Source organism: Paenibacillus melissococcoides (assembly GCA_944800085.1).
Taxonomy (GTDB): domain Bacteria; phylum Bacillota; class Bacilli; order Paenibacillales; family Paenibacillaceae; genus Paenibacillus_B; species Paenibacillus_B melissococcoides.
This window is the reverse complement of sequence record CALYLO010000009.1, coordinates 33,999-58,087: the sequence shown is the minus strand read 5'-3', so window position 1 is coordinate 58,087 and position 24,089 is coordinate 33,999. Positions and strand designations below refer to the sequence as shown.

21 protein-coding genes are annotated in these 24,089 nt (G+C 56.0%); 3 read left to right on the top strand and 18 right to left on the bottom strand.

Annotation, left to right across the window (positions count from 1 at the left end; genetic code table 11):
• Positions 1–15 precede the first annotated feature (15 nt).
• From OCY70_RS26620 to OCY70_RS26595, 6 genes are all read right to left on the bottom strand, one after another.
• Positions 16–1,647 (bottom strand): extracellular solute-binding protein, encoded by a 1,632-nt coding sequence (locus OCY70_RS26620; RefSeq protein WP_213427379.1) that lies wholly within the window; start codon positions 1,645–1,647, stop codon positions 16–18.
• A gap of 43 nt (positions 1,648–1,690) precedes the next feature.
• Complete coding sequence (locus OCY70_RS26615; RefSeq protein WP_213427380.1) at positions 1,691–2,575, bottom strand: carbohydrate ABC transporter permease; 885 nt, start codon at positions 2,573–2,575, stop codon at positions 1,691–1,693.
• A 13-nt stretch (positions 2,576–2,588) separates the two neighbouring features.
• The gene (locus OCY70_RS26610; RefSeq protein WP_249724794.1) at positions 2,589–3,578 is read right to left on the bottom strand and encodes an ABC transporter permease; all 990 of its coding nucleotides are present in this window, start codon (positions 3,576–3,578) and stop codon (positions 2,589–2,591) included.
• 158 nt (positions 3,579–3,736) lie between these two features.
• Positions 3,737–4,903, bottom strand: coding sequence for a Gfo/Idh/MocA family protein (locus OCY70_RS26605; RefSeq protein ID WP_213427381.1), 1,167 nt, complete (start codon positions 4,901–4,903; stop codon positions 3,737–3,739).
• A gap of 401 nt (positions 4,904–5,304) precedes the next feature.
• Complete coding sequence (locus OCY70_RS26600; protein ID WP_249724796.1) at positions 5,305–5,805, bottom strand: AAA family ATPase; 501 nt, start codon at positions 5,803–5,805, stop codon at positions 5,305–5,307.
• A 206-nt stretch (positions 5,806–6,011) separates the two neighbouring features.
• The gene (locus tag OCY70_RS26595; protein WP_213427383.1) at positions 6,012–7,151 is read right to left on the bottom strand and encodes a transposase; all 1,140 of its coding nucleotides are present in this window, start codon (positions 7,149–7,151) and stop codon (positions 6,012–6,014) included.
• A gap of 701 nt (positions 7,152–7,852) precedes the next feature.
• Here OCY70_RS26595 and OCY70_RS26590 point away from each other — a divergent pair.
• The gene (locus tag OCY70_RS26590; protein ID WP_213427384.1) at positions 7,853–8,482 is read left to right on the top strand and encodes a hypothetical protein; all 630 of its coding nucleotides are present in this window, start codon (positions 7,853–7,855) and stop codon (positions 8,480–8,482) included.
• Positions 8,483–8,670: 188 nt separating this feature from the next.
• Here OCY70_RS26590 and OCY70_RS26585 read toward each other — a convergent pair whose 3' ends face one another.
• Positions 8,671–8,829, bottom strand: a complete 159-nt coding sequence (locus OCY70_RS26585) for an integrase core domain-containing protein (RefSeq protein WP_213427385.1) — start codon at positions 8,827–8,829, stop codon at positions 8,671–8,673.
• Between OCY70_RS26585 and OCY70_RS26580 the strand changes: the two genes are divergently transcribed.
• Positions 8,810–9,007: a hypothetical protein gene (locus OCY70_RS26580; protein ID WP_213427398.1), complete on the top strand. Its 198-nt coding sequence runs from the start codon at positions 8,810–8,812 to the stop codon at positions 9,005–9,007. The genes OCY70_RS26585 and OCY70_RS26580 overlap by 20 nt on opposite strands.
• A 195-nt stretch (positions 9,008–9,202) precedes the next feature.
• Here the strand turns inward: OCY70_RS26580 and OCY70_RS26575 are convergent, their stop codons facing one another.
• Together OCY70_RS26575 and tdh are read right to left on the bottom strand one after the other, a co-directional pair.
• Positions 9,203–10,381, bottom strand: a complete 1,179-nt coding sequence (locus tag OCY70_RS26575; RefSeq protein WP_213427386.1) for a glycine C-acetyltransferase — start codon at positions 10,379–10,381, stop codon at positions 9,203–9,205.
• Between the two features lie 27 nt (positions 10,382–10,408).
• Positions 10,409–11,455 carry an L-threonine 3-dehydrogenase gene (gene tdh, locus OCY70_RS26570; protein ID WP_213427387.1) on the bottom strand — a complete coding sequence of 349 codons (1,047 nt, stop codon included), beginning with the start codon at positions 11,453–11,455 and terminating at the stop codon, positions 10,409–10,411.
• Between the two features lie 162 nt (positions 11,456–11,617).
• On the opposite strand from tdh, the gene OCY70_RS26565 reads away from it, so the two are divergent.
• Positions 11,618–12,184, top strand: a complete 567-nt coding sequence (locus OCY70_RS26565) for a helix-turn-helix domain-containing protein (protein WP_213427388.1) — start codon at positions 11,618–11,620, stop codon at positions 12,182–12,184.
• A 794-nt stretch (positions 12,185–12,978) separates the two neighbouring features.
• On the opposite strand, the gene OCY70_RS26560 is transcribed toward OCY70_RS26565, so the two are convergent.
• The 9 genes from OCY70_RS26560 to OCY70_RS26520 all read right to left on the bottom strand — a co-directional run bounded on the left by OCY70_RS26560 (position 12,979) and on the right by OCY70_RS26520 (position 24,029).
• Positions 12,979–14,037: a LacI family DNA-binding transcriptional regulator gene (locus OCY70_RS26560; protein WP_213427389.1), complete on the bottom strand. Its 1,059-nt coding sequence runs from the start codon at positions 14,035–14,037 to the stop codon at positions 12,979–12,981.
• A 251-nt stretch (positions 14,038–14,288) separates the two neighbouring features.
• Positions 14,289–16,916, bottom strand: coding sequence for a transglutaminase family protein (locus tag OCY70_RS26555; RefSeq protein ID WP_213427390.1), 2,628 nt, complete (start codon positions 16,914–16,916; stop codon positions 14,289–14,291).
• Positions 16,879–18,219, bottom strand: coding sequence for a DUF58 domain-containing protein (locus OCY70_RS26550; protein WP_213427391.1), 1,341 nt, complete (start codon positions 18,217–18,219; stop codon positions 16,879–16,881). The genes OCY70_RS26555 and OCY70_RS26550 overlap by 38 nt, the downstream gene beginning before the upstream one ends.
• Positions 18,216–19,370 (bottom strand): AAA family ATPase, encoded by a 1,155-nt coding sequence (locus OCY70_RS26545; RefSeq protein WP_213427392.1) that lies wholly within the window; start codon positions 19,368–19,370, stop codon positions 18,216–18,218. Before OCY70_RS26545 ends, OCY70_RS26550 begins: the two co-directional genes overlap by 4 nt.
• Before the next feature lie 198 nt (positions 19,371–19,568).
• On the bottom strand, positions 19,569–19,919 hold the full coding sequence (locus tag OCY70_RS26540; protein ID WP_261945212.1) for a copper amine oxidase N-terminal domain-containing protein: 351 nt from the start codon (positions 19,917–19,919) through the stop codon (positions 19,569–19,571).
• Between the two features lie 26 nt (positions 19,920–19,945).
• A complete protein-coding gene (locus OCY70_RS26535; protein ID WP_249724800.1) occupies positions 19,946–21,010 on the bottom strand; it encodes a polysaccharide deacetylase family protein in 1,065 nt (354 codons plus the stop codon).
• 259 nt (positions 21,011–21,269) lie between these two features.
• A complete protein-coding gene (locus tag OCY70_RS26530) occupies positions 21,270–22,196 on the bottom strand; it encodes a permease prefix domain 1-containing protein (RefSeq protein WP_261948816.1) in 927 nt (308 codons plus the stop codon).
• A gap of 48 nt (positions 22,197–22,244) precedes the next feature.
• Entirely contained in the window at positions 22,245–22,577 is a 333-nt protein-coding gene (locus tag OCY70_RS26525; protein ID WP_213427394.1) for a PadR family transcriptional regulator, read from the bottom strand.
• A 651-nt stretch (positions 22,578–23,228) separates the two neighbouring features.
• Complete coding sequence (locus OCY70_RS26520; protein WP_306433921.1) at positions 23,229–24,029, bottom strand: hypothetical protein; 801 nt, start codon at positions 24,027–24,029, stop codon at positions 23,229–23,231.
• Positions 24,030–24,089 lie beyond the last annotated feature (60 nt).

The following is a 24,089-nucleotide window of genomic DNA, read 5'->3' as shown; positions in this document are numbered from 1 at the left end:
CGGGGCTGCTGGCGTTTATTTCGATTTCAGATAACGCTCATAGGCCGCTTGGTAAATCTCCAGGTAACGCTTCAGATTCATCTTCTCCAACTGCTGCACATAATTGTCCCATTGGTCGAATCCGACCGCGCCCGAAGCGAACTTGTCGCGCATCTCATCAACATACGTATGAATATCCGTCTGAATGGTCGTCAGCTCATCCTGCTCCTCCGGCGTGAAGTTGAAGGCCGGCCAGACCTCGCTCATCGGAATCGAGCGCGGCTCCGCCTCCTCGGCGTTCTTGACCGATGAAGGCAGCCCTTCCGCCCCCTTGAAGTACTTCTGCATCACCATGCCCGGATAATATCCGCCCGGCCAGGTAAGATACTGGCTGACCGCCTGATCCAGGTTCAAGCCGTCCGGATGGTTCGTGATCGCATCCAGATACTCGTATTCGCCCTTGTCATTCACTTTGTACGTCACGCCTTCGAAGCCCATGAAGAACATTTTGACCCCTTCATCGCTGTAGAAATGATCCATCCAGCGTATGGCGGCTTCCGGATTTTTCGCTTTGTCCGTCAGCACGAACATGCCGATATTGCCGAGCGGCGATCCGATGTTGGTCGCGGTCTTGTCGCCGTAAGGGCCTTCCAGCACCGGCATGCCGACATAGCCCTCCTGATTGTAGACGGCCTCCGGATTGACGCCGTCCAGGAACCCGTACACGCCGGCCGTCGCCTTGGATGTAAGGTCGGTGTCCTTCATCGTGAACGTCTCCGGATCGAACAGCCCGTCGGCGCCCAGCTTCGCGACATATTGCAGCAGCTCCTTGTACTGCTTCGTCGCCGGCACGAACCGGAGCTTGCCGGTCTCCGGATCGAGGTCGACGTTCGGATTCGCCGTCCCGTTCTTGTTCAGCCCGAACGAGCCCTTCAGGAAGTTGATCATGATCCAGACGCCCCGGGAACCCCACGGGATCTCATCCTTCTTTCCGTTGCCGTTCGGGTCGCCGTCCTTGATCGCCTTCAGCACCGTATGCAGCTCCTCCAGATTGGTCGGCGGCTTCAGCCCCAGCTTGTCGAGCCATTCCTTCTTCATCCACGGCGTCCCGTAGAACAGCGACTTGAAGTCCGGATCGAACACGGTCGGCAGTCCGTAAATGCTTCCGTCCGGCATCGTAATGCCCTGCTTCACGATCGGGTATTTGTCCATCAACGCCTTGAAATTCGGAGCATGCTCGTCGATCAGCTCGTTCAGCCGCAGGAAGGTGCCCTGGCTTCCGTACCTGATCAGATCGCTCTTGGCGAAGGCGGAGGCGAAGAAAATCTCGGGATAATCGCCGCCGGCCAGCTTGATGTTGCGCTTCTCCTTCAAGCTGTCGACCTGCACGGTCTCCCAATCGATATGAATATTGGTCATCTTCTCGTATTCTTCCCAGAGCATCAGCTTGCTCCAGTCCGCCGAAGCATAGAACTTCGCGGCGAAGCCGGACATCGTCATCTTTTCCTTGGCGATCGGCATCCCTTCCTTGTTCATCTTGGCGAGCCGCTCATCGCTGCCGCCGGCATCGGCTCCCCCTCCGCCGCCGCTTCCCCCGCATGCCGTAATCAGCAGCGAGAAGCTCAGCAGCACGCTCATCGTCGTCATCAGCCATTTTTTTGATCTCACTTACACTTCCCCCTTTTGCTATTGGTCTATCACTTTTAGTCGCTTACCCTTTCAGAGCTCCAATCATGATGCCTTTGACAAAATAGCGTTGCAGGAATGGATATAGGACGAGCATCGGCAAATTCGCCACGACCAGCACCGCATATTTCAATCCCTCTACACTCATCTTCATCTTCACAGCCGATTCCGACGTCAGCTTGATCATGTCGCCCGAATCGCTCTGAATCAGAATCTCGCGGAGAATGAGCTGCAGCGGGAATTTGTCCTTGCTGGACAAGTAAATCAGCGCGTTGAAATAAGAATTCCAGTGGCCTACCGCGTAGAATAGCACCATGACGGCGATAATCGGCATCGACAGGGGCAGAACGATTCGCAGCAGCGTCTGCATATGGCTGCATCCGTCAATCATGGCCGCCTCCTGAATCTCGCCCGGAATCGATTGCTGGAAGAAGGTGCGCATAATGATGATGTTCCAGACCGCGACGGCGTTCGGAATCACCATCACCCACAGCGTGTCGAGCATATTCAAGTTTTTGATGAGCAAATAAGTAGGAATGAGCCCTCCGCCGAAGAACATGGTGAATACGATCATGCCGGTAATCAGCCCCCGGGCGAGGAAGTCTTTGCGGGCGAGCGGATACGCCGCGCATATCGTCATGATGAGATTGATGGCCGTGCCGAGAAGGGTGTATAGAATCGTGTTGCCGTAACCAAGGAGAATGTCTTTATTCTGAAAAATTTTGGCGTATGCGTCGAAGTTGATCTGCTTCGGAATCAGCCACATCTCGCCGCGCAGCACCGTCTCCGGGTTGCTGACGGAGGCGCTCAGGACAAAGAGCAGTGGATAGAGCACAATGAGCATGATCAGCGTTAACAGGACGTAATTGACGGCATCGAAGATACGGTCTCCGATAGAGCGATCGATCATGGCAACCCCCTCCTTACCATAGGCTCGTCGTGCTAACGCGTCTTGCGATCGAGTTCACGAGAATCAAGAGCGCGAAGTTCACGACCGAATTGAATAATCCGACAGCGGCGGAGAAGCTGTACTGGGCATCCAGTATCCCGCTGCGGTACACATAGGTGGAGATGACATCCGAGCTGGCGAGATTCAGATTGTTCTGCATCAGGAAAATTTTCTCGAAGCCCACCGCCATGACCGTCCCCAGATTGAGGATAAGCAAAATAATAATCGTCGGGGCAATCGTCGGAATATTGATGTGCCAGATGCGCTGCAGCTTGCTCGCGCCGTCAATCGTCGCCGCTTCATGCAGTTGGTGATCGACGCCGGACAAAGCCGCCAAATAAATGATCGAGCTCCAGCCCATCGTCTGCCACACATCCGACAGCACATACAGCGTCTTGAACCAATTCGCATCCGTCATGAAGGCGATCGGCTCTCCGCCCAAGGCGACAATCAGATGGTTGACGATGCCCGTGCTCGGGTTCAGGAAAATAAACAGCATGCCGACCACGACGACGACAGACAGAAAATGCGGCGCGTACGTAATCGTCTGCACGGTCTTCTTGAACCATTGCGCCTTCGCTTCATTCAGCATCAAGGCCAGCAATATCGGAATCGGAAAGCTGACCAGCAGCGTATACAGACTGATTGTAAGCGTATTCACAATAATCCGTTCGAAGAAATAGCTGCTGAAAAACCGTTCGAAATGCTTGAAGCCCACCCAAGGACTGTCCCAGATTCCTTTGGAAGCGATGAAGTCTTTGAACGCGATCTGGACGCCGTACATCGGCAAATAATGAAAGACGATATAGTAGACAACGACCGGCGTAATCAGCGCATACAATTGCCAGTTGCGCTTGATCGAGCGCCAGACCCGGGAAGATCTGCGCGCCCGAACCGCCGGGAAGCTTTCCGTTGTAACCCCCGCTTTGCTCAACTCTTCATTCACTCTCCTTTCTCTCCCCATTGACTGCAGGCCTTCTCTTGGCCGTTTCAATTTAAATACATCAATTATACTTTTTGTAATTTTTTAACAAGATCAAAGGTAAGGTGTTGGTTCCCGTCTCCCCATGCCGCAAAAATATCCGCCGCAGGAGATGCGAGAACCTGCTTCCTTCTTGGGTATCAGTTGCCGCTTCCCTGGAGAACGGCCGCATCCGGCGCCGGAGAGACCTGCACCACGCCTCCGCCGCCGCGCAGCGATTCCGTCGCTGCACAGCCTACAGCCACGCTCATGCGGCCCGCCAGCGGCGTCGCGACCGGCATTTTGCCGTCGAGAATCATATCTACGAAGTCCTTGCAAATATTCGGATCGGCGCCGCCGTGGGAGCCCTTCGCTTCCTTAATCTCGTACACCCGGTTGGACAGCTCGCGCGGATTGTTCGAGCGGCGGGTCCACACGTAGACCTTGTTCTCCAGCTCGTTGTTCTCCATCCGCCCTTCGGTTCCGATGAATGTATAATTGCGCTGATAGTCCGGCGTGAAATGACATTGCAAATACGATGCCTTAATGCCGCCTTCCAGCTCCATAATGACCACATTATTGTCTTCCACATTCACTTCCTCGCGGAAGGCGCATTCGATCAGGCGGCCCGGGCTGACCTCCGTGCACGTCTCCCGCTCATCGCATGCCGGGCAAGTCAGATCGTTCGGCTTGTCGCCGCCGTAGAAATCGAGACCGCCAAAGGCCGACACCTTCGTCGCATAGCGCCCGGTAATCCAATGAATGATGTCGATATCATGAGAGCCCTTTTGCAGAAGCAGTCCGGTCGAATTGGCGGAGTTCGCGTGCCAGTCATGGAAGTAAAAGTAGCCTCCCCAGCCGACGAAGTGGCGCACCCATACCGCCTTGATCTCGCCGATAACGCCGGAATCGACAATCTCCTTCATCGTCCGGTACATATTCATATACCGCATATTGAAGCCGACCATCAGCTTCTTGCCGGATTCCTGCCACGCCTTGAGGATGTTGTCGCAGCTGTCGACGGTGATCGCGAGCGGCTTCTCGCAAAAGACATGCTTGCCGGCCTTCAGCGCAGCCACCGCATGCTCTTCATGGCAATAATCGGGCGAAGTGACCGCGATGGCATCAATATCGTCCCGCGCCAGCAATTCGCGGTAATCAGTCGTCACGAAGGCATCCGGGTTAATCTCCTGCTGGAATTCCTCCAGCTTCTCCGGATAAATATCCGCCGCGCCGACGACGACGGAACGGCCGTCCGGCTTGTGCCAATACTTCGCAATCCCGCCCCGTCCGCGGGCTCCGATCATTCCTATGCGTACTTGCTGCATCATTCTGTCCCCTTTTCACCTTGGAGTATTCAACCTCTGGAAAATAAGATTTCGCGCATCAGCGCAATGAAACGGATCAATGACAGGCTATAACTCGAGGCAGCGTTCTTATCGCGTTTGCGCATAATATCCTTGCGCAAATTTGCACAAACAACTTGCGGACAAACAGATTGCCAGTATCCGACAATCGCCCATGTAAGGGCTTTCTTTTATGCTTGTGCACATTATATATCGGGTGATTCGCCAGCGTCAACCGGTATCGTTCAAAAACGTAAAAATTTCTTTATTAATTTGGGGCAAATATTATGTCAAAAAAACGAGCCGTCGGACATGCCGAGACTCGCTTTTTAATCTGTTTGCCGCTGCCGTTATGTTTCGCAAAAACGTTCATGGCTGCCGCATCATCCGGGACTGTCAAGAGGTTGAACATTTTTATAAAACGCTATATCAGGATTATGATTTTGAGTACTTTCAACAAATTCAGCATAGGAACCTTGGAACTTTATCCGCCCTTGATGAAGTAGGTGAATTTTACAATTGATATCTTCAAATTCGTGTAGCGTATGGGTTGATAGCAGAACTATAGTATCCGTGGTTAATAACTTTTCTATTCTTTTTAAAATATGAATTCTTGCCTCTGGATCAACCCCTGATGTAGGTTCATCAAATAAATAAAGTTTTCTTTTCATTAGAGTTGTAGCTAATATACAAAGGTATCGTCTTTCTCCAACAGACAAATGACCGAATCTCGTATTCCAAACATGTTCCATTAGTTCTTTTTCCGACGAGGACATGAATTCATCTATGTAAGGTTCGTCCAGAAGTTTTCTCTTATTTTTGTAATCTGAGTGTAAATAAAACCTAAATACATCTTTTCCTTTTAATATTGATGGGAATAGCAATCCTTGTAATTGATATATTATTTCCCAGGAGCTATGCAGTTCGTGGTAAAGCTTGGTAGATTTCTGGTTTTGGTGTAACCCAAAGAAGCATTAGATAATGCTCTGGCCAAAACAGTTCAATAAGTCTTGTTGACAACGAGTGTGGAAGAGGCCACGAACCATTTTGCCGTGGGTGTAGCCTTCATCATCACTCGTTTTTTCTTTGTTCAGTCAAAGAGCGCCACAGCCAAGAGGGTTTCAGCGGCAAACAATAGCTCGAAGTGGGGGTGGTGATGCGCTTCAGATTCGGAATGGCATTTCTCAAAAGCTAATTCCTGTTTGACGGCGCGAAAGAACACTTCGATGCGCCAGCGCTTGGCATAGGTTTGCACCACGTCTTCCGGAACATCGTGGCGATTGCTGATCAACAAATAGGCGCCTTTGTAAGTGGCCGGCTCTTCTTCTTGTTCAGCTTGAATCGAGTCCGATCCCGTGAGATCTTCTTCCTTCAATCGCATAGCAGCAACAGCAGCCACCGGAACATAGCGTTGCTTGGTCACTTGCTTTCCTTTTCGATTCACTGTGATGTATGGACGCTTCATGTAGATGCCCGGTATTGAAATGGAGCTGAGATCGGATGTTGCTTGATTTGTGAGTTCCTTAAAGACTTCCCGGATCAGCATGCCCGGAGTCAGCGGCACGTAACGTTCCCGACGAGTGCCAGGTTCGATCATTTTACGGAACAAAGCCATGTTGCGCTTGGCCTTGGTGACCCAATCAAAATGATTCTCTTCAAGGAACGAAAAGAAATGCTTGCACAGGTACCAGCGATCCATGGCTACCCACAACCGGCAGGTAACGGATTCACGCAGCATGAGCAGCATCTGCCTGGCTAAATCGATTTTAGTCAGACCTTCTCCTTTCGTTTCGGGCTTGTGCCAAATCCGGTAAAACAACGGGTACTCTAATCCGCTTTTCAGAACGTCCTGCAAGACCACCAGATTCGTTGCCCAGACATAGGCTTTGGTGGAGTGGTCATAGAGCCAACTGAGAAACGGAATCACTTTGGCAAAAGGATGTGCGCTGTGCGTGTCATCGAGATTCACAACGTCCCCATCGGTAAGAGCAGTTAAAGGATCTTGCTGCAAGCGCGAGACACGTTTTTTTCCGAATGTCGTCCAAGCGAATCCCTTCGTAAAGAAGCGGCTTAAGGTGTACTGCGCAAGTTTCCAAGGCTGGAACATCGCCTTAAGCAAAGCGTCTTTGTCGGCCAACTGTGCCATCTGAACGACGGAGGAGCAATTGAAAACGAGACCGACAACATAGAGAAAGCAAATGAGCCATGAAGGAGTACCATTGCGTTTCATAATGCCGGACCCCGTGAGTAACAGAGAGAAGTCAAATCGCTCCCACAAGCTCTTCAGAATGGGTGCTCCGGTACATTCGCCGTGATTTAATTCTTTGAACCTCGGTTTTGCAACGCTGACATGGAAGCACCACCTATAATCTGGAAGATATACCCTGTAAATAAAGGTATCCTTCTCGATTATGGGGGTGTTTCTGAAATGTCAAAAGGTTTTTGCGATATTTACCGAAGTATGTTCAACAGTTTGTCGTGATCACTGATTACCAGTTACTTACTTAAACTGCATAGGTCATGATATATTGCTTTATTTGTAAATATAGTTTGATTAAAGTTTCTATGAGAAGCCCCCATGCTTCCGAACGCAAAATATTGGATGCCGAAAGATATAAAAAACAAACATGAGTATATTTAAAGCGAGAAAATCAATGTTACGGTGATGAATGAATCACTACCGATCGGTAAGATTTTTATATGAGTTGACACCCATAGAAATAGGTTGTTCGATATAAGTTGAATTAAGGCTGGAAAACAGCGGAAAGGAAATTCAATCTGCATGTCGAATAAGTGAAATTTAAGTAGAGAAACGGTCTTTCTAAGCGGCAATCAGAGAATCATACATAGTACGGGCAAGCATCGCGCAGCTAAGCTGCTAGCGAAATAATGCGAGAACAATGCAAAAAATAAATAAAAGGTGGTTTTGGTATGAACAAACAAAATATTGGTTTTCTTCTTACGGACAAATTGTGGGAGGATCCACATGCAGCGCTAAAAATACTGGAAGAGAATCAAGAAGATTTGCTGTGGTTGGATACCGATGCCTTATTTCCTTCACAAACATTTATTGTTGATCAATTTCCGCGAGTACTTAGATATCCTGCAAGTGATACCCTAGAGATTTTTTACGATAAATGTAAAAAAAATGAGTTGTTGATGAAAAAATATGTAAAAATCGAAGAACGTTACTTAGAAGTAGTACAACAGTTGTGGGGCTTAAGCGATGTTATAATTTATAGTAATATTGTCCAGCGTATTGATCAATTATTGGAACAGTTTCCCTCCGAGAAAAGTTATTTTGATAGACTTTTAGAAAAAACAAAGAAAAAGCAAGAACAATTTGTTTCATTGGATACGTTTGATGATATTGAGTTTTTAACCAAACTCTCCTTAAAAGATAAAGTCTGCTCTTGTTTTGTTTTTAAAAAAATAAAAATGACGGTATGGATTAATGGCTTGGTATTAAAAGTTTTTGTAGTAAACAAAAATGATCGAGAGTTATTGAATCTTATCTGTACTACTCACGGCCTGTACGTAAGACAACGGACTTCACTGTAGTTGATATGTTTACCTGAATACATGGCTATACAGAACGCCTGCATACTCCTTTTTACGTAACAGAAGAATTAAAGACTTCATGAAATTTTGCCATTGTGCGTAGGATCATGTTTGTGATATTAATAATGCTCCTCATTGTCAAAACACGTTTTTTTGAGAAATAAGCTATGTCCTCCTTTCAGCGAAATTCAAGATGCGATTTTCTTGTCGTTATCGGCGTAAAATTGCACGGGACGCGCTTCGCCAAGTGACTGGTGAGGGCGCTCCTGATTGTAATATTGGACGTAGCAAGCTATCCCATGACGTAGCGCACGAGGGTTCAAATTCTTGAAGAAGGATGCACTCATACTTGAGCCATCGAAAGAAGCGCTCTATTTGGCTGTTGTTAGTTGCCCGGCCGTTGGCGTCCATCGAGACTTTGATCCCTTCTTTCGCTTCCCGAAACATGGGAAATCGGAAGGGCTGATTTTATTTTACATCAAGGATTGTACCTTTAAACAAGGTTACGAATTCTTGATTCTTTGAAAGCTTTCCTCGTGGTTGCTATGGTGGTGGAACAGGAGACATTCCCGACTATCTCTCTGTAAATAAGTCCGCTAACCACTCTACGTAATGGAGAATCATATTTTTGAAACGTTTATTGGCATTGATGGTGAAAAAAGCCACCCTCCTTCCTGCATAGATAGAGAGTGGCGAAACAAACATATCTAAAACGTAAAATTAAATCAGTCCGAACTCTTTGCCGACCTTCGTCAGCACTTCCCGGGCGAATGCGAGGTCCTGATCCGTATGCTGCGCCGTCACGATGAGACGGACGCGTCCTTTGTCCATGGCGACCGTCGGATAGACGATGCCCTGGGCGCAGATCCCCTCCTCCATCAGGCGGCGGGAAAATTGATTCGTGCGGGCCGGATCGCCCACGATAATCGGAATGATCGGCGTCTCGCTCACGCCGGTGTCGAAGCCTTCCGCCTGCAGCATGCTGCGGAACGAGTTGGCATTGCGCCACAGCCGCTCGGTCAATTCCGGCTCCGACTTGAGCACCTCGATCGCGGCAAGGCAGGTGGCCGCTACCGAAGGCGGCAGCGACGTGCTGAACAGGAACGAGCGCGCCACATTGGTCAAGTAGTCCTTCAAGGAATGCGAGCTGGCTACATAGCCGCCGACGGCGCCGATCGCCTTCGACAGCGTGCCGACCTGGATATGCACCCGGCCATGCAAGCCGAAATGATCGGTGGAGCCTTTGCCATGCTTGCCGAGCACGCCGCTGGCATGGGCGTCATCGACATAGACGATCGCGTCATACCGTTCCGCCAGCTCGACGATATGCGGCAGCGGGGCGATATCGCCGTCCATGCTGAATACCCCGTCGGTGACGACGACCCGCTGGCGGAAGCCGCCGCTCTCCCTGAGCGCCGCTTCGAGCTGATCCATGTCCTTATGTGCATAAATGCGCTTGTTCGTCTTCGTCAGGCGAATTCCGTCGATGATGCTGGCATGGTTCAATTCATCGCTGATGACGACATCGTCCGGCCCGAGAATCGAGGCCAGCACCCCCTGGTTCGTCGTAAAGCCCGACTGGAATACCAGCGTCGCCTCCGTGCCCTTGAATTCGGCCAGCCGGCGCTCCAGCTCGTCATGGATGTCGAGCGTGCCCGTAATCGTCCGCACGGAACCGGCTCCGGCGCCGTACTTCGCAATCGCGTCCGCTGCCGCCTGCTTCAATGCGGGATGCTGCGTCAGCCCCAAATAGTTGTTCGACGACATTTGCAGGACGCGCTTGCCTCCCTGCAGCGTCATCCAGGAATCCGATCCGCCTTCCCATACGGTAAGCGGACGATAGCGGCCCGACTCCTTCAATTCCTTCAATTGCTGCTCAATCACATCAAATCCGGCCATGCTGCCGCACCTCCGTCTCTGTATTTGTTACTGCTGGTGGATAAATACAATTTTGCCGCAATTCCCCGAAGACATCAAGTCGAACGCTTCGTCATACCGGTCCAATGTAAGCCGGTGCGTAATGATCGGCGTCAGATCGATTCGGCCCCGTTCGAGCAGACCTTTGAGCTGATACCACGTATCATACATGCGGCGCCCGGTAATGCCTACCAGCTGCAATCCTTTGAAAATGACATCCTCCGCGAGATCGAAGGCTACCTCCCTGCTCGGAATGCCCAGAAGCGAGACGCGGCCGGCTTGGGCCGCCGCCTTCAACGCGTCGCGGATCGCATCGGGATGGCCGGACATTTCCAGCACCACTTCCGCGCCTTCCCCGTTCGTCGCCTCCCGGATCGCCTGCACCGAATTCACTTCCTTGCTGTTGACGATGACATCGGCCCCCATCGTCTTCGCCATCTCCAGCCGGTACGGATTGATGTCCACCGCCATAATCGTTCCGCTGCCGCACGCCTTCGCGACCGCAATCGCCATCAGCCCGATCGGGCCGACCCCGACGACAGCGACACTCTTGCCGACAATGTCTCCGGCCAGCACCGTCTGCACGGCATTGCCGAGCGGATCCTGCAAGCAAGCGATTTCAAACGGAAGCTGCGGATCGTTCTGGATGACATTGCTGGCTCGCAGAACGGCGTATTCGCCGAAGCAGCCAGGCAGCGTAATCCCGAAGCTGCGCGTATGCGGGCAGACATGAGCGTTGCCGGTGCGGCACGCTTTGCAGACGCCGCAGACGACATGGCCTTCCCCCGATACGTGATCGCCCGCCTTCACGTTCGTCACCCGGTCGCCGACAGCCTCCACGATGCCGGCAAATTCATGGCCGAACACATTCGGAGTGACGACCGTGCGGGCCGCCCAATCATCCCATTTATAAATATGAACGTCCGTTCCGCAGATGGAGGACGCCTTGACGCGAACCAACACTTCATCCGGGCCGTACGCCGGAACCGGGACTTCCTTCAAGACGGCTCCAGGCTTGCGTTCTGCCTTGACCAAACCGATCATCGTCGCTGTCATTTACGGATTGCTCCTCCCCTATTTTTTACATACAATAGAAAGAAAACGGATACCAATACTTCATGCTGTTGTATAATATACTACACAAATGTGCATTATATTGTACATGGTCTTTTGTATTGTTTTCAGATATCCGGTACAGAGTGGGAGAGGAGAACCGCCATGCAAGAACCGATCCACAAAAAAATCGGGAAAAACCTGCAAGAGATCCGCAAATCGCGGGGACTGACCCTGGACCAGGTGTCGGACATGTCCGGCGTCAGCAAAGGCATGCTCGGGCAAATCGAACGAGGGGAATCGAATCCGACCATTTCAGTATTATGGAAAATTGTGAATGGCCTGCGCATCTCCTTCGCAACCCTGATGGAAGAATCGACGCCGAGCGTGTCGATCGTTAAGATAGAGGATATTACCCCGCTTGTGGAGGAAGAAGGGGCATACCGCACGTTTCCTATCTTTCCTTTTGAACAGGACAAGGGATTCGAGGTGTACAGCGTGGAGGTGGACCCGGGCTGCTCCCATGTGTCGGAAGCCCACTACGACGGCGTCGAAGAGTTCATCATGGTGATTGACGGCGTGCTTCACGTCTCGCTGGGCGGCGACGAATACGTGCTGGAGCCGAAGACGACGATGCGCTTCACCGCCGACCAGGTTCATACATATACGAACCGCACCGACCGCACCATACGCTACATGACCCTGCTGCACTACCCGTCCGCGAACAGATAACTATGGATTATGAAAATAGATATTATGAAAATAGATAGCTTGATAGCAGGAACATGCTGCCCGTTCTCCGAACAATTGAGAAGGCGCTCCAGTGATGGAGTGCCTCGTGGCGTTGCGTTGCCTGCGGTCCAGCTTCAAACGAGATAGCCTCTGCCTTCTTCCTTCCTTTCATGCATTATCCCATTGGGTCAGGCGATTTTCTGTCGTCTCTATTCACTCGCTCGGTCTGGGAATCCACCCTCTTTCCATTTTCCCGTCCGGTCAGTAGATCGCCGTTATCTCCATTCTCCCGTCCGGACAGGTAACTCTCCTTCTTCTTCAGTCTCCCGTCCGGTCAGGTATCTCGCCTTATCTTCATTCTCCCATCCGGTCAGGTAATTTCTCCTTCAGCACCGTTCTCCCGGTTCTTTGCTACACTCTCCCTTCCTGTCAGGAAAGAAAATTCCAAATGCGCTCGGATGACGACAATAGGAGCAAAAAAGAAGGGAGAAGTGAAACCCCCAACCCCGATATCCTCGGGCGTTCCGGGCAAGTCCCAGCGAATCCTTTGTTCTGCCTGCGAGTGCCGCTTCTGAACGAAGGGGAGAGCGAAGCTAAGGAGATTGAAGAGGTGATCGCTGTCCGCTCCATTCATCCAATCAGCAAGGCACGGTCTTGAACACGCCGCCTATCAGGGCGGAAGGAAAGCTCCAACATTACCGAACGCATCAAAAAACCTCCAACAAAGGCATGGCTTCATTGAAGGTTCCAGGATTGGAAGCGCGATTGGGCGGGAGATGAGAGCATCGTCCCGTCTACCCGTCCGCAGGCGCTTTTCGTTCCGGCGGCCGGCTCGATTCCCGGATTTGCAGATGGAACGGCAGCAGCATCCGGAACGGGTAAGGATATGGCTGGTGCAAGCTGTCCAGCAATATTTTGGCGGCCGTGTAGCCCATCTCGTATTTCGGGATATGGACCGAGGAGAGCGGCGGCGAGCTGTATTTTGAAAATTCAATGTCGTCGATCCCGATGAAGGCGATATCGCGGGGAATCGACAGCCCCAGCTCCGTGGCGGCACGCATGGCCGCAATCGCCATCATGTCGCTCGCGCAGAACATCGCCGTCGGCCGCTCTTGCCGCTCCAGCAGGCGCTTCATGCCCTGATAGCTCCGGTCGGCATCCCATTGGGCATCGATGACCCAGTCGGAACGGAAGGAGCAATTCGCTTCGTTCAATGCCATTTTGTAGCCCCGGTACCGCTTCTCCCGCTCCATGCGCCCGAGCAGGCCCGCGCCCCCGATGAAGCCGATGTCGGTATGCCCGAGCTCCAGCAGGTGGCGCACGGCGATGCGAGCCGCATCCAACCGGTCATAGGAAATGATTGGAATGTCCGGATCCGCCACATCGATGCCAATAATGACCGGCACCCGCTCCTTGAGCCAGCGGTACATTTCCGGCTCCATCCCTTCGATGCAGATGACGCCGTTCAACGCCCGATCGTGCATTAGCGCTTCCCGCACTGCGCCGCTCTTCAACTCCGCCTGGGTATGAAGGAACGCCAGCGAGATCCCTTCCTCCATCAGCTTCGCTTCGATTCCCTGGATGATGGGGGAAAAATAAGGATGATTATATTTATTGTCCGGCAAGGACAAAATGCAGCCGATCGTCAATGGCGCGGAATGCTTCGGCGACCGCTTCGCCCCGGCGGCTGATTTCTGGGCAGGCTTGGCGCGGTAATTCAGCTGCTTGGCAGCCTGCCATATTTTCTGCTTCGTCTCGTCGCTTATCCGGCGGCTGTCATCCCCGTTCACCACCCGTGATACGGTGGAGATGGAGACGCCGACCCGTTCAGCAATATCTTTTAATGTAGCCATGCTCCGCCTCCCCATGTCTATCTAAATTCGAGTTCACTGCCTTAGGATCATATGGTAAATTATACTGCCCGTCTCGGCGGTTGAAAAGGGACCTGGTCATACAACACCAGCTATCGTTAGGCAGGAACGCAGCGGCCAGAACTCCAAGCTGTCCGCAAAGACGCCCCAAGACGAACAGGGCGGCCGAATCCTGGTCGCCGCCCCTTCCGTCTCTCTTGCCGCCAATCTCTATGTGAACCGCGCCTCCTCACTCATGTACACTGGCGCAGCACGAATGCGCAGCCTTCCAGGAAGCGCTGCCGTACGGCTCTCTCCGCATGCCGGCCCGCGAACAGCAGCGCATTGCAGTCGCGGATGAACTGCTGCAGCACCGGATCAGCCGCCGACGGCAGCAGCTCGGGATCGTCGCGCTTCTCGGAAATATACTCGCTCCAGGTCATGCCGATCGGGCGCAGCCCGTATTTCCGCTCAAGGAGCTGCCAGGCGATCCGCCCCATTTCCTGCAGCCGTTCATTCTGGAAGCTGCGCTGCTGCAGCCGGAGGAGACGCCGCAGCTTGCGCTCCGGAGCCAGGCGCCGCCAATGCTTCCGCATAAACCACGCCGTCACCAGAGCCAGCCACAGCGCACCGATTGCCAGGACCGGCAGGCGGAGGGCCACAAATCGAAGCAGCCCCAACATCCCCGCCCCTGCCTCCGCCTGTTCATCGCTGCGAAGCGTCCCGATTCGGGTCAAGGCCTCCCATTCCGCAGCGAGATGCTGCCCGATGGCGTTCAGCCCCTGCTTCCCGGCATGAAGCGCCGTCTCCCCCCAGCGCCGTACCCGTTCCCAGCCCGACGCCGATTCCTTCGACTGAAGCGATTGCTCCAGCAGCTCGCGCACCTGCGCTGACGTAACGAACGCCGCATCGGCGTCTCCATCCGAGGCAGCCGCTCCATTGGCTGCAAGTGCCGCTTGTCCCGGTACGGCCGCTATCACTGCGTCCGCCGGAACCTCTGCCGCTGCGGCCATTCCCGCAGGCGGGGTCGCCTCGAACGGCACCCAGCCGACCGTCGGGAAATACACCTCCACCCAGGCATGCGCATCGGATGCCCGGACCGTATACTGCCCAGGCCCGGTCTGCTCTCCGGGCGCGAAGCCCTTCACCCAGCGCGCCGGAATGCCCTGGGTGCGCAGCAGAACCGCCATCGCGCTCGAGAAGTGATTGCAATAGCCCTGTCTCGCCTCGAACAGAAAATAATCCACGAAGTCCCTGCCCGCCGGCGGCACTTCGGTATCGCTTTTGGTATAGGCGTATTCCTGGAGCAGAAATGACTGCATGCGGCGCACGGTCTCATACGGCCCCGCCGATCCTTCGGCCAGCCGATCGCCGAGCTCCCGCACCCGCTCCGGGAGTTCAGCCGGGAGCTGAAGCTCCTCGCTCCATCGCGCCCTCTCTTCAGGCGACAGCTTCGGCACGTCCCGCAGCATCGCCGCATCGGCCCTGAGCACGCGAGTCTCATATTGATAGGCGAGCCGTGCTCCGGCTGGCGCACTCGCGCCAGGGGCATACCGTTCGCCTGGCGGGTCGTAGCGCAGCGTCGTCCCCCCTTGGGGCGGAGCCTCCGTCTCCCCGTCCGGCATCCATGACACCAGCCGTTCCGGCCGGCCGCCGAGGACAAGCGGCAGATGCGGAACATAGGCTTGCCAGCGAACCGTCTGCGTCAACGGCTCGGACCATCCCGACACCGGAGAATCGGGAAGCTGGAGCCGCCCGGATCCATCCACCGTTTCTTCTTGTGCGGTGTCCGCTGAGGCCCAGCCCCGGCCGGTATAGCGCGATTTGCTCTCTCCCCGCCAATACGTCGGCTCCGGCGATTCCGCCGTGAACAGGATGCGGGGATCATCGCGAAGCGCGCCGCCCAGCTCCGTATCATCCGTACTGTATCCGGTCGTGCCTATCGTCGTGCCCCGCAAGGACGCATTCTCCGCTGCCGAACGGGCCGCGCCCCATTCATTCGCCGAGACGGCCAGCGATTGCGTCCACTCGCGCAGCGAAGGCAGACTCTCGGGCGGTGTCCAGTCGGGCATCCGGGACAGGCCGAAGCCGATGCCTACGATGAGCAGCGTCACCAGCGCCGCTTGGCCCAGCCATCGTACAGGCCGGATGCCGGGTGTCTTCGATCGCTCGGTATCCTCGGCCAGCCGACGGTCAAGATGGAGGCAGGCGGACAGCAGCAGGCCCCAGCCTGCCGCGCGAATGACGGCCTCGGTCACCTCGAGGCCGTAGCCCCATTGAAACCCGAAGAGATAGCAGATCGTGGCCACGCTGAAAAACAGCACCGTCCGCCGGGTCAGCATTTGCGCCTGTATGGAGGCCGTCAGCATCGCCCAACCGGCGAGTAACAGCAAGGTGCGGACTTCGCCGCTCGTCCGAAGCCACTCCCCCGCCATCCACCGTTCCGCATCGGCAGCCAACGCGGAACCGAGCATCGAGACGCCTGCCGCAACCGACTCGCGGAGAGCGCCCAGGAGACCGCCGTCACCCGCTGCCGCATAGTGCAGGGAAGCGGCTCCGAACATCCACGCCGTTACCGCGATCGCCGTAACGCTGCGGAGCGCGATCGACAGGGTTCGGCTCCGGACGATCAGCCCCACGGCGAGAAAGATGGCGATCGCCCCCAAAAACGGACGGATATCATGCAAATCGATATGCGGACCGAGCCGCTTCAACGGATAGAACCATTCGGCGAACAAGGCGAACAGCAGCCCGGTGAAGGCGGCCTGCTTCGCCCATTCGGCCGCGGTCCGCCTTCCGGTTGGTTCGCTGCCGCTGACCAACGGGCGCAGTGTCACTTGGCCGTCACGCTTGGCGGATCGGCCGATATAACGTAAGCGCATCGCTCTCCCTCCTTCCTATGCTGGCGCAGGATACAGACTGTTCCATCCAGAGGAAGGCCCCCGGCGAAGCCGGCGCTGCCGCGGCGCTTGCTTGCGGCCAGCGCGCGGCCGTCAGCCAGCCGTCTAGCCGCGCCTCTTCCGCCGCGTCATGCAGCCGGTCGAGCACAACGGGATCCTCCCGGTAGCTGATCAGCGTCACCGCGCGGATCGGCGGCGAGGGCTCAGCGGCGTGCCAGCGCGCCGCGCCGTTTGGCCCGGCGCCCGGCGGCTGCGGCGCATCCCAGCCGACCGGCGCCGCAGGGCCGGGCCGTTCCGCCGCCAAGGCGGCCAGCGCCTGCCGGGCTCCGGCGGCGACGGCCCCGTCGCTCAGCCGCAGCAGGCGAACGGGCCGCCCGGCCTCTGCAGCGGCGCGCACGGCCGCGGCAGCAGCGGACAGCACCGCCTCCATAGGCGCGTGCTGTCCGGCTTGAGCCTCCGACCGCCATGGAACATCATCCATGGCGATGTCGGCCGGGGCGCAGCCGTCCGCTTCCAGTGCGCGGACCGCGAGCACACGCCGTTTGGCATACGTGCGCCAATCGATGGCGCGCAGGGGCGTGCCCGGCCGGTACGCCTGCAGCTCGACGCCGCGCATTCCTCCGGCAGACGGGGCAGGCACGCCTCCGTCTGCCGCGTCGGCGGCGCCGGCCAGCGGCGGCGGGCCGGGCTCATGCGCGGCTGCCGGCTTAGCGGGCGGCAGCGCGGCGGCGCGCACCGGGGGCGGCGGAATGACCAGCACCGGCTGCGGCTCTGCCGCCGCCAGCGCGATATCCAGCCGCACCCGGCCGCCGAACCAGCCGAACAGGTCGCCATAGGCGAGTTCGGTCCGCGACAGGCGGTACACACCGCGCGGCGCGCCCTCGAAGGAGACGGTGCAGCGCGTCTCCTCGCCCTGGCGCAGGAACAACAGGCGGCGGCATATCCAGACGCCGCCGTCTCCGCCTGTGCGCGTCCACGCCTCCTCCACCGTCAGCCAGCGCACGGGCCAGCGCTTCGCGCCGCTTAACGCCACGCGGAAGGCGAGGCTGCCGGGAGCGGCCCCCGGCACGCCATGCTCCGCCTGTTGCAGCTCATTGACAAGCCGGACGCCTGCGAGCTTCCGGCCGATGACATGCAGCCGCACGCCGTTCAGCAGCATGGCGCCCAGCAGGGCCGCCACAAAAAGCTCCGCCGGGCTGTTCCGGGCCCAGCCCGCTGTCGCCAGCACGGCGCAGCCGGCGGCGGTGAGCAGGAAGCGGCCAATAGGGAATGCGGTCCGCTTCACCGGAACCACCCGCCGAGCCGGAACCGCCCGGCGGACGGCTGCGCCGCTCCATCGCCGGCCAGGGTCACCTGCACCATCGGCGCGGCACCGGCGGCCGGGATCCCCCGCTTGTCCCGGCGGGAAGACTTCGCCGCGGATCTGCCGCCTCCGGTCTGTGCCGCCGGGAAGACCGGAACCGGCGTCGTGCGCAGCACCTCGGCGACGACATCCGCTTCCGTCGTCCCGGCAAGCAGCGCCTCGCGCTGCAGATGAAGGCGGTGCGCCAGCACCGGATGGGCCACCGCCTTCACGTCCTCCGGAAGCGCATAGGTGCGCCCCTCAGTCCAGGCGTGAGCCTGGGCCACCCGCATGAGCGACAGCGTCGCCCGCGGACTGATGCCCAGCTTCACCGCCGGGTGCGCCCGGGTCGCATGCGCGATGTCCGCCATGTACCTGCATAGCGCCGCATCGAGATGCACCTCGCGGATCCGGCGGACGAGCAACTGCCATTCCTCCGGCGTCCAGAGCGGCTTCACGCGCGCGAGCGGCGACTCCTCCTGCTGATGGAGGAGCATGTCCGCTTCCTGCTCCACTCCCGGATAGCCCAGCGACAGCCGGATCGCGAAGCGGTCCATCTCCGCCTCCGGAATTCGATACGTGCCTTCGAAGGCCAACGGATTCTGCGTCGCAATGACGAAAAAGGGCTGCGGCAAGGCGCGCGTCGTCCCGTCCACCGTCACTGTCCCTTCCTCCATCGCTTCGAGCAGCGCCGATTGAGTTCGCGCCGGCGCGCGGTTCAGCTCGTCGGCCAGCACGACGTTGCCGAACAACGCTCCCTCGCTATACCGCAGCCCGCCCGAGGCCGGCTCCCATACCATGCTGCCCGTAATATCGGCCGGCATCATATCCGGCGTCATCTGGATGCGCCGGAAGCTTCCTCCTGCCGTCCGCGCGAGCGCCCGGGCCAGCAGCGTCTTGCCGACGCCCGGCACATCCTCCATCAAAATATGCCCGCCGGACAGCATCGCCAAGCCGGCCAGGCGGATGACCTCCCTTTTGCCGACGACGACCTGCCCCATCCGGTCCAGGAACGCCGGCCAGCCCCGCTCCGCGAACGACGCCAGCCATACATCCTGCTCCACGGTGCGGTCCTGATGTCCACTCATTTCCATTCGTAGTTTCCCTCCCTCTTAACCTAGCAGCATCCTTTTTCCTACAAAACGATAACAAGACACAAAAAACCCGGAACGAGTCCCTCGCGTGCATGCACGTTCGATGAACCGTCCCGGGCCGTTCTATGAATCAGTATCGCCCAGCTTGATAGATTGTAAACCTGTGAGAGGCTGCTTTGCCAAGATAATAGAAGAGAATCACGCGTCCTCCTGCAAAGGCGTCACTTCGTATGCAGTCAACTTAACGCCGAACACATTCAGTACATCCCGCAGCGGCACCCAGGTGAGCGAACGTTCCGTTACTGCCTTCAACGGCACGGTCTCTTCGTCCTCATCGGCAAATACAATTTGCGCGCCAGTCAGATCGAAGCCTGCGGCCTTCCCGTTCCAATCGACATCCACCCGGTTCGCCTCCGCATTCCAGCGCACCGTTCCGCCCAACTGCTGGACCAGCATCCGCAGCGGCACATAGGTCGTCTCCTCATGGCTCAGGAACTGATCCGGCTCCAAATGAAGGCTTCCCTGATCGGTATGCACATCCATCGCCATTTTCGGTTCAGGCTCTACAGGTCCGGCTACGTTGACCGGCTGGATGTTCGCTTCAACCCAGGCGCTGCTGACCGGGGACCGGGCCCAACGCTTCGTGGAAGCGACATGAAACTGAACCGGCTCCACCTCCGGCGACAGCACGCCGAACGAATAGCCTTTGTCCTTATGTCCTTATAATAGCGGATGATCTCCGGCAGCGCCTTCACCGTCTCCCCATGCCCGGATCCGTCATGCATCAGCACGACCGTCTCCTTCAGCAGCGCCCCTTGCTTCACCGACGACGCGATCTCCTTCGCCGGCACGCCCCGCCGCTTGGAATCGCCGCTGTCGACATGCCAGTCATAGACCAAGTACCCCGCCTGCTGCATCAGCTCGAAATACTGCTTATCGAAATTCATTGCCGTTCCGCCTGGCGCCCGGACGAGCTGGGGCTCATAGCCCAGAATGTCCTCCAGCACCTTGCCGGTCTCGCGAATCTGGCGCCAAAATTCACGGAAGCTGCCGTACAGCTCCTTATATTCATGATTATAGCTATGATTGCCGATGGCGTGTCCCGCTTCCGCAATCGTTTTGACCATCTCCTGGTCGCGCTTCGCATTTTGCCCCAACACGAAGAAGGTGGCCTTTACCTGCTCCTTGGCCAAAATATCAAGCACATCCTTCGTATGTACGCTCGGGCCGTCGTCGAACGTCAAATAGACGACCTTGTCCGGCTTCTTCTCTTCCACGCCCGGCGACGGCTTCCCGGTGTCCGGTTTCTTAGCCGCAGCCAATTGTACGGCGGCCTTGCCGTTTTCAGAGTCATTGCCTTGGACGTATAGAGCGGCGACCGCTTCTTCCTTCTCTCCGCTTACCGGCATGGACACCGCCTCGCCAGCATCCACGCGCGCGGCTGCCGCCTCCGCGTTATATGCCATCGCTACCGCCTGATGAGAAGCAGGCGATGCGGCGTAAGCGATCGGCTCCGACGCTTCCTTCGTTCCCCAAGCCGCCCACAGCGCAGCGATCATCAGCAAGGCGCAGGCGGCCGTCGACAGCCGCCCTATCCAGCCTTTCGCTTCCTGCCACAACCCCGGTGGTTCCTTTTTCATCCGAACTTCCCCCTCTTTTCATAACTATTCATGAAAGCCCCCATGCAAGCGCGGATCAGGATATGACAGCCTGTCCCTTCTATACCTCAGCATCGCCGAACCCAGACGCCCTCCAGCCAGAATGCCCCGCCCTGTCCGCCATTCTTTTGCCTGCTCGAGAGCATATGCGTTCTCCATCGTTCTGATAGATTATATGAGCCTTGCGAGAAAAGATGACACCTCCTGCCGCGTCTATCATCATACGCCGCCCCGGCTTTGTTTACAACGTTTTCCTTGGAAAAATAAGAAGTTCTCCATAAAAAGAGCCCTCCCGTCGAACGGAAGAGCCGTAATAGCAAATTATGATGTGCTGAACCGCTCTGTGAATCTCCCGCATGACAAAGCGGCTATCAGAATCAGGACCCAGCACCTCCAAAAAATTCAATCCATTCCTGCAAGCGTCGGCCGAATAAGAACGGGCATAATCCGATGTCAACCACAGCACTGCTCCTCCTCCCGCGGCACATGCGGCCAGCCTCCACCATACAGCCGGGCGGCAGCGGAGCTGCCTGAGCACTAACATCATGCCAAGACTATAGATGATCAACTGCGGGAAGCGGCCGTCCATCACATACAGCAGCACAGGCAACGCTGTGAACGCATACAGCATCAGCTTAACATATCTTTTGGGGCGAGGCCGCCGAACGCTTAGCATCCCATTAACGGTAACCCCCATACCTGCCCCCGTCCCAACCAGCATGATTACCATCCCCCCATACATCCAAGGAGCGAGGCGGCGAAGCCGGCGGTAGTCGATGAGCATCCCGGCCACGAAGCAGAGTATGCCGAGCAGGGCAAAGATGACAGATCGGGCGCCTAGTCCAACCGAATTCTGTACGCCCGCTTCACTCTGCAGAAGGAACAGGCCGAATAGACTTACCCCGATCCATATCGCCAAGCTAATCCACATGAGCCAAGGGATATGCGGGCGATGAATCCGGTTCATATGCTCGGCCACGATGGAGGACGCTCCCATTTGCCGAACCGCTTCACGCGCGGCTTCGTCCGCATCGACTCCACGGTCCGTATGCTCTTCCATTCGAGACAGAAGATGCTCCCTCAGCTCCGCCTCGATCTCCGGCTTCATCTCCTTCGCTTTGATTCGTCCCAATACATCTTGCACGAACCGCTCGGCTGCCTCCGGCATGCCGCACGGGATGCCGCACGGATGTCTCGCTCTGTATCTGGCATTCCCCTACACCTCCCCCAACACCCTGTTCATCGTCCCGCTGAACAGGCGCCATTCTTCCGTCTTCTCTTGCAGCAGGCTGCGACCGGCATCAGTAATGCGGTAATATTTGCGCGCCCGGACCGCCGCCTCGCTCCAGTAGGCCTCCACCTGCCCGCCGCTCTCCAGCCCGTGAAGAATCGGATAAAGCATGCCTTCCTTCAAGGTGAACAAGCCGGAGGAGGCCGTCTCGAGCCGCTTTGTCAGCTCGTAACCGCACAACTCTTCCTTCTCCAGCATCGACAATACAAGCAACGCGGTGCTGCCCTTCAACAGTTCCTTGCTTACCTTCGGGTTCATCGCTTCCTCCTTCGCAAACTTAATGCAGTGAATAACCTAATACATAGAATCACTATATATCTCGTATATCTATGCATAAGAAAATGCAATCTCTATTTCCAGTTCCTTCGTGTTCAGAGCCTTTTGATCACTCTCCCTTTCACTCAGGGTGGCCGTTGCTTAGCTTTTATGCTTCGCTGTCTTTTTCATCACTCTCCCAATCAGTCAGGCTTGATATTTTCCATACTTGCTGTTCACTTGGCATCAAAGCTGAACACTTTCTTCGCTGAGCACTTTCTGCAGCTAGTCAGTTTCCGCTATCGTCTTGCGTTACATCATTCCCGCTTTCGCCCTCTCCCTTACGCTTTCTTTTCATGAATATCCCACCCAGTCAGGAGCAAAAAATCTCAAATTATTCCCACATCATCTCTTGGCTACCGGGATAATCGGCATTTCTGAACCAAGGGGGTATTCAAAATAAGCCGGTAGGATACTTGTTCCTCCTGAAACGACGGGGATATCGATCATAAGAGGAAGAGACCCACATGTTACGGTTTCGAGCGGCCAGTTCGAGACGGCGCCTCTCATCCCGAATCCTATCCCCAGCGCAATAAAAAAAGAGGCGGAAGCAACGCTTCCACCCCAAGGTATTACAATCCAATTCTAAATAGGTTAATGCGGCACCATCGCTCCGAAATCATCCCGGCTCGACAGGTTCGCGTGGTAGAACAACACATCCCCGTCCTGCAATGCAAAGGCGTGACTGAACGAATCCCGGATATTCCTCTCAAATCCTTCCAACCGCCACTGGTTCATCAGCGGGGCCTGAATATATTGCAAATGCGGCGCTGCGGCGCGCCCCTCCCGTATCGACTCAATATTGAAGTTCACGATCAGGTAGCCATCCCGCAGAAAGATTGGCGACTTCTCATGCAATCCTCCATGCGTGCGGCCATACTCGGCAATATCCGTCCCCGCCTTGACGATATAGACTGCGGCCGGCAAACTGTACTCGCCGTACCACTGCTGGATCGATGCGTTCGCCTGCTGGGCGTCGACCGAATCCGGAAGATTCGACTTCGGCCCGATGAACGTGCGCACGGCTTCCGGCAGCAGCAGCCCGCCGTAGCCGCCGACCGGCGTCTTCCGCTTCGTCCATTTTTCAATGTACTGCTCGATATAGGCTTGGCGGCTCAAAGACGCTCCTTGTCGCTCATGATCATACTTGTAGTTTGCCGAATCGATCAGTTGCTCCGTCGGCACATTGCGCAGCCGCTCATTCAGGATGACATAACGCCCAACCTCATCCTCCTGCGATCCGACGCGGATGAAGTAGCGGTCATTGCTGTGGTAATACAAATCAACCGGAAAGCGGGTCTTGCCATCCTTGCTCGCGTAGTAGAAGGTTGGCGTAACGCGAATACTGTCCTTCGGACCGAATAGGTATAGGTAAGGCTTTGAATAGCTCGCCACCTTTTCCCCACCTCCACACCGTGCATGCGACTTTCACCGCACACGGCGTTCCATCTTGCT